The 10,457-nt window shown below is 72.2% G+C and carries 10 protein-coding genes; 9 read left to right on the top strand and 1 reads right to left on the bottom strand.

The genetic code is table 11. The features are described 5' to 3' along the window. Positions 1-166: 166 nt before the first annotated feature. The 8 genes from IO36_RS14315 (at position 167) to IO36_RS14280 (ending at position 6,133) form a co-directional block, all read left to right on the top strand. Positions 167-925 carry a maleylpyruvate isomerase family mycothiol-dependent enzyme gene (locus IO36_RS14315; protein WP_209441200.1) on the top strand — a complete coding sequence of 253 codons (759 nt, stop codon included), beginning with the start codon at positions 167-169 and terminating at the stop codon, positions 923-925. A gap of 191 nt (positions 926-1,116) precedes the next feature. Next, a complete protein-coding gene (locus IO36_RS46815; RefSeq protein ID WP_037619871.1) occupies positions 1,117-1,338 on the top strand; it encodes a DUF7489 domain-containing protein in 222 nt (73 codons plus the stop codon). 297 nt (positions 1,339-1,635) lie between these two features. Continuing rightward, on the top strand, positions 1,636-1,971 hold the full coding sequence (locus IO36_RS45925) for a hypothetical protein (RefSeq protein ID WP_158997348.1): 336 nt from the start codon (positions 1,636-1,638) through the stop codon (positions 1,969-1,971). A 206-nt stretch (positions 1,972-2,177) separates the two neighbouring features. Beyond that, positions 2,178-3,776: a serine/threonine-protein kinase gene (locus IO36_RS43765; protein WP_245173271.1), complete on the top strand. Its 1,599-nt coding sequence runs from the start codon at positions 2,178-2,180 to the stop codon at positions 3,774-3,776. An 80-nt stretch (positions 3,777-3,856) separates the two neighbouring features. Continuing rightward, on the top strand, positions 3,857-4,360 hold the full coding sequence (locus IO36_RS14295; RefSeq protein WP_037619868.1) for a hypothetical protein: 504 nt from the start codon (positions 3,857-3,859) through the stop codon (positions 4,358-4,360). A 118-nt stretch (positions 4,361-4,478) separates the two neighbouring features. Next, the gene (locus tag IO36_RS14290; protein WP_037619867.1) at positions 4,479-5,309 is read left to right on the top strand and encodes a transglutaminase domain-containing protein; all 831 of its coding nucleotides are present in this window, start codon (positions 4,479-4,481) and stop codon (positions 5,307-5,309) included. Positions 5,310-5,475: 166 nt separating this feature from the next. Next, positions 5,476-5,598 (top strand): hypothetical protein, encoded by a 123-nt coding sequence (locus IO36_RS48930; protein WP_280923725.1) that lies wholly within the window; start codon positions 5,476-5,478, stop codon positions 5,596-5,598. 13 nt (positions 5,599-5,611) lie between these two features. Then, entirely contained in the window at positions 5,612-6,133 is a 522-nt protein-coding gene (locus IO36_RS14280) for a hypothetical protein (protein WP_078943178.1), read from the top strand. Between the two features lie 260 nt (positions 6,134-6,393). Here IO36_RS14280 and IO36_RS14275 read toward each other — a convergent pair whose 3' ends face one another. Continuing rightward, positions 6,394-7,062, bottom strand: a complete 669-nt coding sequence (locus IO36_RS14275) for a DNA alkylation repair protein (protein WP_245173270.1) — start codon at positions 7,060-7,062, stop codon at positions 6,394-6,396. A 437-nt stretch (positions 7,063-7,499) separates the two neighbouring features. On the opposite strand from IO36_RS14275, the gene IO36_RS14270 reads away from it, so the two are divergent. Further along, complete coding sequence (locus tag IO36_RS14270) at positions 7,500-10,334, top strand: winged helix-turn-helix domain-containing protein (protein ID WP_037619865.1); 2,835 nt, start codon at positions 7,500-7,502, stop codon at positions 10,332-10,334. The last annotated feature ends 123 nt before the right edge of the window (positions 10,335-10,457 follow it).

Below are 10,457 nucleotides of genomic sequence, written 5' to 3'. Positions count from 1 at the left end.
GGTGGAAGGCCCGCAGGCTCCGGGTGGGTGGTGGAAGGCCGGCAGGCTCCGGGTGGGTGGTGGGAGGCGGGCAGGCTCCGGGCGGGGAGAAGGCGGGCATGGGCCCGGGGCGCCTGGAAGGCAGAACGCGAGTGCCGGCTCGTCGGCCGACCGTAGGGTGACGGGCGTGACCGAGACCACCGAGACCACCGAGATCGCTCTCGCGGACATCCAGATTCTCCTCGACGAACTCCGTGCCTCCGCCGCACGCCTCGGCGCCAGTCTGGGTTCGCTGACCTTGCTCCAGGCCCGTGAGCCTTCGGCGCTGCCGGGCTGGAGCCGCGCGCACGTCATCACCCACCTCGCCCGCAGCGCCGACGCCTACCGCCGCCTGCTGGCTCTGGCCCGTAACGGCACGGAGCCCGGCCCCCGGGCAGACGCCGCAGCATTGGACCGTGCGGTGCGCGAGGGCGCCGAGCGCCCAGCCGGCGAGCTCGTCGACGACCTCCGTACCGGACTCGACCGACTGATCGACGACGCGCACGCCATGCCGGCCGAACGCTGGCCCGTACTGGTCACCGCGCTCGCGGGGTGGCGGCACCCGGCCTGGTTCACGCTCCAGCGCTGCCGGCGCGAACTCGAGACGCACCACGTCGACCTGAACCTGGGCTACACCACGACCCGTTGGCCGTCCGGCTACGTCGCATGGGCGCTCGACGACACCATCGCCTCGCTCACGGCACGAGGTTTCCCGGTCGCCCGCATCCAGGCCACCGACCTCGATCGCGCCTGGACCCCGGCCCCCACCGGCCCCACCGTCGCCGGCCCGGGGCACTCCGTCCTGGCCTGGCTCGCCGGACGCGGCACGGACCCGGAGCTCTCGTCGGACGCCCCGCTGCCGACCCCGCCCAGGTGGCCGCTCCCGCCGACGCCGGGATGGGCCTGAACGGCGGCCGGGGAGCCTGCCGGTCGATCACCGGGGGAGCCGCCCCAGGTCGGGTCCGCCGTCCCGGGCCCTGACACCGTCGTCGTTCCGGCACCCGGGACATTTGTCGGTGCTCCGGTGGGACACCCGTACCGCGGTAAGCGTGCCTCGTGACACTGCACCGGGTCGGTCGGCGTCCGTAGGCTTGCGGCATGTTCACTTCTCACAAACCAGAACCGGACGAGGCCTGGGAAGGTATCGTCGAGGACAAGTCGCGGGGGATGCTCGACGGCTCGAACATGTACCACTTCGTCAAGGTGAGGCGCGCGGACGGCCAGGTCGCCAAGGTGCGCGTCGACCGCAGACTGTGGAAGTCGCTCGCGGTCGGCGATCGCCTCGTCAAGCAGCCCGGCAGCGGCCCGGTCAAGGCGTAACTCCCGCACCTGCTGGTGAGGTTCGAACGCGGACCTGCTGGCCGAGGACCGTGCGGGCCCCCTCGTCGTCACCGTGGTCGCGGGCCCCGTTGCCGGCTCGGGACCGGAGCCGCACGTGTCGCCGAATCGACCCGTACCGAAGACCGCGTCAACTCCCGTCGTGACCAACCCGGCCGCAGTCGAGTTGGAGCAGACTGTGCTCAGACAACCACGCGGACCCGCTGACCGGGTCACGCCTCGCATGCTCGACCGGTCGTCCGTGGGACAGGTGCGTCACGAGGGTGCGGAGTGGGTGCCGTGAGGGGGACGCTGCTCGATCTCGCCCTCGACTACGAGAGCGAGGCAGCCGGTCTGCGGCCCTGGGAACGCCGCAGACGGGCGCTCCGGGAATCGGCGAGGCTGTTCCGGCGCATGGTCGGCAACCGTGAGGCGGTCGACCCCGGCCGGATGACCATCACCTGGGCGACGATCATCGACATCCCGCAGCGCTGGTGCCGCCGGCACGGCTATCTGGCCGTCGCCGGCTCCTGGGGTTACGTCATCCAGCGCGGCGACGAGCCCCCGATCATCGCGGGGCCGGGCGACACGCTCGTATGGGACGGGCACAAGCTCACCGTCCAGGCCGCGTCGTGAGAAGGCCCGCACTGTCCCTGGCGGTGCCCGCCCTGTCCCTGGCGGTGCCCGCCGTCTCCCGGGCGGGGAGCGATACGGGGCCGGGACACGGGCCCCGCCCTCCGTCCTGCGCACCGGGGATAGGGGTGGGTTCCCTGGGTACGCGGTTCTGATCGCCGCGGTGGCGGGCGTCGCCGGTCGCGGTCAGCGGATCAGGGAGGTTCGGGGTGGGGTTCGTCGAGTCGGGTGTCGCTCTGGCTTCCAGGGGCAGCTCACGGGTGCTGACGGGTCGCTACCGCCTGGACGGGCTGATCGGCTCCGGTGGCGCCGCAGACGTCCACCGCGGGTTCGATCTGCGGCTGCGGCGCCCGGTGGCCGTGAAGATCTTCCGGCCCGGTACGGGGTTCGACACCGAGGAGGACTACCGCAGCGAGGCGGTGCTCCTGGCCCGGCTGCACCACCAGGGCCTGGTGACCGCCTACGACGCCGGACGGCACGGCGGTGACGCCTACCTCGTCATGCAGCTCATCGAGGGCCCCACCCTGAAGTCCCGCATCGCCCAGGGCCCCCTGCCGTGGGGGACCACCGCCACGCTCGGCGCCGGACTGGCCGACGCCCTCGCCCACGCGCACGACGCGGGGGTGGTCCACCGCGACGTGAAACCGTCCAACATCATCCTCGACGGTTCGGGCGGCCCCCATCTGACCGACTTCGGCATCTCGCGCCTGCTGGACACCACCACCCGCGCCCCCACGGGAGCCCTCGTCGGCACGGCGGCCTATCTGTCCCCCGAGCAGGTTCTCGGCGAGCCCGTCGGCAGGCCCGCGGACGTCTACGCCCTCGGCCTGGTCCTCCTCGAATGCCTCACCGGCCGAATCGAGTACGACGGCGGCCCCCTGGAAGCCGCGATCGCACGCCTGCACCGCCGGCCCGGCGTCCCCGACTCCGTGCCGCGGACCCTCGCGGGCCTGTTGTGGCCGATGACGGCCCTGGACGCCGGAGCCCGGCCCACTGCGCGCGAGTGCGCCCACGCGCTGGCCTTCTTGGCGGACGAGACGGCCGCCGCGGACCCGACCGCACCGGCCGTCGGCGCCACGAGTCTCGTTGCCGCACCGCAGGTGACGATGGACGGCCGTGACAGCACGCACAGCATGCCCCGGCCGGGCTCCGAGCAGCCGCTACCGAGGCATGGTCGACACAGCGCCGTTCCAGAGACGGCCGCTCCACGGACCACTGTTCCCCGGACGGCTGTTTCAGGGACCGCCGCTCCCCAGCCGGCCGATTCACGGACTGCTTCTCCTCGGACGGCCGTTCCACGGACCGCCGTTCGCACCGCGCCCCGCCGGAGCCGGAGCCGGAGCCGGATGCGGATGGTCGGGACGGCGGCGGCACTGGCCGCGGCGCTCGCCACCTTCGCCGTCACCGAGGTGTCCTCTTCTCCCGGCTCAGGCGGTGACCGGGCAGCGTCGTCCGGCGACCGCGCCGCCTCCCCGAAGCCGTCGGCCCGAGACGACGGCCGTCACATACCGCCGGCGACGCCGGCCGACGGGCACGCGAGCTCCGGCCGCCCGCACCACGACCCCACCCCGGGCAACAGCATGCCCACCGCCGGCCCGACCCGGACCCATACCGCCGATCCGGCGCCGACTCCTCGTGCCGAAAGGGCCGGTACGGCGGAGGGAGTCGGACCGGACGCCGCAGGGAAGGGCAACACGAAGGCCCCCAAGGAGCCGCCCGGACAGATCCGCAAGGCCCGCCAGGACAGCAACGACGACGAGGACGGCGACGCCCAGGGAACGAGCAGCCCAATTCCCGCCGACGAATGAGCTGTTCGCCTATACCGGCATCGTCAGCCATGTGGCCCCCAGACATGCCTCGAACTGCCGAACCGTGAACGATCTTGCGCGTGAACGTCGTTGCCGGAATCCTGAGCCGCGTGGAGAGCACGGGTGCGGATGAGACGACGCTGATCCGTGACGCCGTGCGGCGCGTGTTGGCGGAGCCCGTGTCGCGCCTGGTCACGGACGCGTCGAGAGTCGCCGTCGAGGCTGCCGCGCACTGGGATCTTCCCGATGGCGACCTTCTCCCCGCACCCATCACCGTCGACGATCTGCCGGAGGTCCTTCGGCCGTACCACCAGGGGCTCCACAAGCCCGCGGTGTCCTTCTTCAGCTCGTCGGTCGCGCGGTACGTCGAGACGGCCTGGCGGTGGCATGCGGCTCTGGGGGTCCTCCGGCAGATCGAAGAGCCTGAGGTCATGGCAGGAGAAGCGGAGCACCTGCGGCACCACGACCACCTCTACTCGCTCGTGGAGCTGGTGACGGAGGCTGTGGGACGCATTGATCCCGTGGCCGAGGGGGAGGGCCTGACTTCGGTGTGGATCGAATTGATCCTTGGGAACTCGTTCTGACGGTGCGCTCAATTCGCCCGGTCTCAGGACGCTCCAGTCCTGGAGCGGACAAGTCAAAGAATCGCCGGCCGTACTGACGCACCACCAGGGTCCGACCGGCTGTCTACGATGTTCGGTCATGACCGACGACGTGCTCGACTACGCTCGCCCCGGGCCTTTCACCAGCCTTGACGCCGAACAACTCCCGCTGATCGCGGGCCTGCCGGACGATCCGGTCGGCATCTGCGCTGTCGTGCAAGGCCTGGTGATCCAGCCCACGGACGCCGTGGCCTCGGGGATCGGCGAGCACCGGACGGCCGAGAAGAACATCCGGCGGGTCGACGAATTGGTCACGGTGCTGACCGGCCTTGATCCGGCACCGCTTCACCTGCCCCGGACTCCGGAGAATCGGGTGGTCGGCACGTGTCGTCACTTCGCCACCATGGCTTGCGCGTTCCTGCGGGCACGCGGCGTGACCGCTCGCGCCCGGTGCGGATTCGCCACCTACTTCGTTAAGGAGCAGGGCCTCGATCACTGGATCACCGAGTACTGGGACACCGACCGGGCTCGCTGGGTACGGATCGACTCCGAGATCCTCGGCACCCAGCTCGTCGACGACCCGCAGGACCTGGCTCCTGGAGAGTTCCTCACCGGGGGAGAGGCCTGGACCCGGTACCGCGACGGTCTGATCGACCCGGCCACGTTCGGCGTGGCCGGCACCGACCACGCCTGGGGATGGGCCGAGATCAGCGGAAACGCCGTCCGGGACCTCGCTTCGCTCTGCAAGTACGAGACGCTGCCCTGGGACGAGTGGGGCCGCATGACCGAGGCCTACGACGACAAGACGGGTCCCGAGTACGACCAGTTGATCGACACGGTGGCGGCCGCCTGCGCGCAGGACAATCCCTCGGCGCTGACGAGCCTGTTCGCCCATGAGGACCTGGCCGTTCCCCAGCGCATTGTCGGGTAGGACGAGCCTACGCACGGTTGCCTCACGAGGACCTGTCCGGCCGACGACGGATGTCTGTGGTCAGCCATGATGACCGGGTGAGCGTCATCGTCGAGTTCTTCACGGCGCCGCACTCGCCGCCGTCGAACGCTCCACGTCGGCTCGGGTCGCCGCGTCGTGGGGTGCGATGCGCGCGGAGGACGGCGAGACCTCCGACGCGGAGGTCGCCGACCTGATCCTCGTAGACCTGGCCGCACTCGCCGACAAAGCCCGACGCCAGGGTCACCGTGTCCACTGCTGGGTCGCTTAAGGAGTCCGCTGACGTGGGTGTGCGGGGGCGGAGTTATCGATATGTCGGGCCGGCCGAGTTGAAGGCTGCTGTCCTGCCGGGTGGCGGCGGGTGCCGCATCAGATCGGCGGCCGACTTCGACGGCTGGATCGCGGGGCGATCGGCGGCGGAACTGGCCGAACCCTTCACCTTCGTGGTCGACACGGACGGTGTGCTTCGGCTGGCGCCGCGGCGGAGCGAGCACGTGGCCTGCGCCGGAGGGGACATGGTTCTGGGTGCCGGCGAGATCGGCTTCAGGCGCGAGGCGGAGGGATGGACCGTGGACGAGGTCACCAATCAGTCCACGGGGTACTGCCCGGACGTCACCTCATGGTCGGCAGTCGCCCGGGCCCTGGACCGCGCAGGACTCGGACGTCCCTCCGGCTTCACCCACGAGGTCGTGTTCCGGCGCTGCCCGGACTGCCAGGAGCACAACATCGTGCGCGAGGACGACTTCGTCTGCGTCTTCTGTGACGGCGAGCTACCGGTGGCGTGGAACGTGGATCCCACGGCGTAGGGGCCGTCCGGGGCCACAGGCAGCCGTACCCTCCAGGAGACCCAGGCGCCCATCCTTGGCTGTCGGATGGTCCTGGTTACTGAACAGGGGCATTCTGCAACGGAGTTCGGAGCGGCTTCCCTGAGCCGGTCTGGTCCCATGGCCCGTCAGCCGTCAGCCGTCAGCCGTCAGCCGTCAGCCGTCAGCCGTCAGCCGTCAGCCGTCAGCCGTCAGCCGGGATGCCACGTCTGCCCCCGTCGGCTCGCGACGAATCCGGTGCCTCAGCCGTCCTTGCGGCGCACCATCTCGGCGATCCAGACCGGTGCGTACGGGGACGTGCAGCCCGGCGGAGTGGGGTAGTCCTCGAGCACTCCCAGGCGCTCGCCGATGGCGACCGCGCGGGTGCGGTGTTCGGGGTGCTCGATTCCGATCTGGGCCAGGCTGTGGTTCATCGCCCACTGCAGGCGATCGGGGGCGTCCTTCATGTCCGCCTCGATGGTGTCGAGCAGGCCGGCGAGGTCGAGGCCCTCGGGCCGCGTCGCCACGCGTTCCGTGGTCAGCGCCCAGCCCGCAGAGGCTACGACGGGATCCGGATCGGCGAGCCAGGCGAGCCTGAGCTCCTCTGCGTGGGGGTTCTTCTTCACCACGTAGTTCACCAGCCAGTCGTGCACCTTGGGTGTGCGCGCCCCTCGGATCATGGCGTCCAGCTCCGCGCGCCCGTAAGCCTTCGGTCGGCAGATCAGGAGGGCCAGGAGTCTGGCCGCGCTGTCGTCCGTCTCCCAGAGCTGTGAGGCGAGCTCCTGCTGGGTCTTGAGCCGCTTGGCGAGTGCGCGGAGCTTGCCGAGGTTCACACCGTGGTCGTCCCCGTGCCGCTCGTTCACCGCCCGGGCCTTGGGGTCCTCCAGGGCGGCCAGTTCGGCCATCACTTCGGCCACCGTCGTGTCGGCCACCAGCGGCCTCCTGTCTGTCACCCGGGTTCGGCGCAGCCGGCGAAGCGGGCCGGCCGGCCACCAGGATCGTACGAGATCGGCTCCCCGTATCCCGGGAGGGAGAGCCGCGGTGGGCCCGGACCGTACCCGACACCGCGGGGCCGGGCCGCCTCGACACCGGGGACCCAGGTCGTACCGACACCGCAGGGTCCAGACCGCACGGACCCCGCCGGGCCCGGGTCGTACCGACACCGCGGGCCCCCGGGTCGTACCGACACCGCGGGCCCCCGGGTCGTACCGACACCGCGGGCCCCCGGGTCACACCGACACCGCGGGGCCGGGCCGTACGGAAACCGCACTCCCGGACCGCACCAGTACCGCGCAGCCCGGACTGCGCCGGCACCGCCGCATGTTCTACGTTCATCTGCACGTGCTCGCATCCGTGGGAGGGGACAGGTGTGGCAAGCCCCCTGATCGAGACCAAGCTGTACCGGCCCCGGACCCGGCCCGGCGTCGTCGCGCGCCCGCGTCTGGGTGAGCTGCTGAGCCGTGGGGCGAGGTCGAGGATGACCCTGGTGTCCGCGCCGGCCGGGTTCGGCAAGACGACCGTGGTGGCCGAGTGGCTGCAGGGCGTGGCCCGCGGCGGGCGCGGCGTGGCCTGGCTGTCCCTCGACGCGCGCGACGGCCGGCCCGCGTCCTTCTGGACCTATGTGGTCACCGCCCTGGAGCGGGCCGTCCCCGGGGTGGGTGTCGGAGTGCTGCCGCTGTTGCAGTCGGAGCGGACGCCGATCGAGAGCGTCCTGACCCCCGTGCTCAACGAACTCGCCGCACTGGACCACCCGCTCGACCTGGTCCTCGACGATTATCACCTCGCCGACACCCCGGACGTCCGGACGGGCATGACGTTCCTGCTCGACCACCTCCCGCCGCCGGTGCACCTGGTGATCTGCACCCGCGCCGACCCCGCACTGCCGCTCGCCCGGCTCCGCGCCCGCGGCGAACTGGTCGAACTGCGCGCCGCCGACCTCCGCTTCACCCCCGGCGAGGCGGCCGCCTACCTCAACGACGACGCCGGGCTGAACCTGACCGCCCGGGACGTCGAAGCCCTGGAACAGCGCACCGAGGGCTGGATCGCCGCGCTCCAACTGGCGGCGCTCTCGCTCCGGGGACGCGAGGACGTCTCCGGGTTCATCGCCGGATTCGCGGGTGACGACCGGTACGTTCTCGACTACCTGGTCGAAGAGGTCCTCGGGCGCCAGGACGACGACCTGCGCGACTTCCTGCTCCGCACCTCCGTCCTGACGCGCCTCCACGGCCCGCTGTGCGACGCCGTCACCGGGCGCGGGGACAGCCGGGCCATGCTCGAAGTCCTCGACCGGGCCAACCTGTTCGTCGTCCGGCTCGACGACAGACGCCGCTGGTACCGCTACCACCACCTCTTCGCGGACGTCCTGCGCACCCACCTCGCCGACGAACAGGGCCCGGGCGAGGTCCAGGGCCTGCACCGGCGGGCGAGCCGGTGGTACGCGGACGCCGGGGAGCCGGTGCCGGCGGTCGGGCACGCCCTCGAGGCCGGTGACCCCGACCGGGCGGCCGACCTCGTCGAGCGGGCGATCCCGGCCCTCCAGCGCGACCGGCAGGAGGCCACCATCTGCGGGTGGATCAAGGATCTGCCCGACGCCGTCGTGCGCGTGCGGCCCGTGCTCGCTGTGGGACTGGTAGGCGCGCTGATGACCCGCGGTGAGTTCGAGGGAGTCGCCGAGCGCCTGGACGAGGCCGAGCGGCTCCTCGCCGGGGACGGGGACGGGGACGGGGACGGGGACGGGGACAGGGGCAGGGACGGGGACGGAGACGGGGGCGGAGACAGGGACGGGGGCGGGGATGGAGACGAACAGGGCTCCGCAGACGGCGCGTTGGTGGTGGCCGACCGCTCCGCACTGGCCCGGCTGCCCGGCGCGATAGAGATGTACCGCTCCGCCCTCGCACTCGCGCAGGGCGACCCCTTCGCGACCCTCGTCCACGCCCACCGGGCCATCGAGCGGGCAGCCGCGGACGACCACGTGGTCCAGGCGGCGGCATCGGCCCTGTCAGGACTGGCCAGTTGGGGCGGCGGCGACTTGAACGCCGCCCACGCGGCCTACTCCGCCGCCGTCGAGGGCCTGTTGCGGGCCGGGTACGTCGCCGACGTCCTGGGCTGCTCGATCACCCTGGCCGACATCCGGGTCACCCAGGGCCGACTGACCGACGCGCAGCGCACGTACGAGCGGGCGCAGCGGCTGGCCGCCGGGGAACCGGGCATCCTGCGGGGCACCGCGGACGTGCACGCGGGGCTGGGCCAGATCGCCTGGGAACGCGGCGACGCGGTGGCGGCGGCCGACCATCTCCGGCGGGCGCGGGACCTCGGCGAACGGGCCGGGCTGCCGCAGCACCCGTACCGGTGGAGGGTCACGAAGGCCCATCTCCTGGAGGCCCGGGGCGATCGGGCCGGCGCGCTGGACCTCATCGAGGAGGCGGAGCGCGTGTACACCGGCGACCTCTCGCCGAACGTACGACCCGTCCCGGCCACCCGGGCGCGCATGCACCTCCGCCACGGGGACCTCGACGAGGCGCTCGACTGGGCCCGCCGGCAGAACCTGACCACCGACGACACGCTGTCCTACGTGCGCGAGTACGAGCACATCACGCTGGCCCGCATCCTGCTCGCCGCCGACCGCTCGCCCGGCTTGGGGTTCGGCGCCGCGGCACCCTTCCTCGGGCGGCTCCTCACTTCCGCAGAGGCCGGCGGGCGCTTGTCGAGCGTCATCGAGATCCTCGTACTGCAGGCGATCGACCATCGCGGCGACGGCGCTCCGGGGGGCTCCGACACCGCCGTCTCGGTCCTGGAGCGAGCCCTGACTTTGGCCGAGCCACACGGGCACGTACGTGTCTTCGCCGACGAGGGGTCGCGGATCGCCGCGCTCCTCGCGGCTGTTGCCGGGACGCGGCCCGAGTGGCCGTATCCGCGCCGACTCCTGGAAGCGGTACACCGGGCCGGCGCTCCTGCCGACGGGGGTGCGGACGAGCGGCCCGCGGCCGACCCGTCCCCACTCGTCGAACCCGTCGAGCCCCTCAGCGAGCGCGAACGCGAGGTGCTCCGACTGCTGGCCGGGGACCTCGGCGGACCGGACATCGCCCGTCTCCTCCACGTGTCCGTGAACACCCTGCGGACGCACACCCGGCACATCTACGCGAAGCTGGGCGTCACCAACCGGCGGGAGGCGGTGCGGGCGGCCGGGCGGCTCGACCTCATCTGACGCGCGGCGGCTGGCGGGACGGGACAGGACGGGACGGGAGCGGGAGCTCCGGGGGCTCCCGGGTTCACTGGGGCAGCCACGCCCAGCGCGTCCGTCGCGTCCGTCGAGCCCGCCGAGCCCGCC

Source organism: Streptomyces aureus, from assembly GCF_000725495.1.
Classification (GTDB): domain Bacteria; phylum Actinomycetota; class Actinomycetes; order Streptomycetales; family Streptomycetaceae; genus Streptomyces; species Streptomyces aureus_B.
The sequence above is the reverse complement of the archived record's forward strand: the minus strand, read 5'-3'. Positions and strand labels throughout refer to the sequence as shown.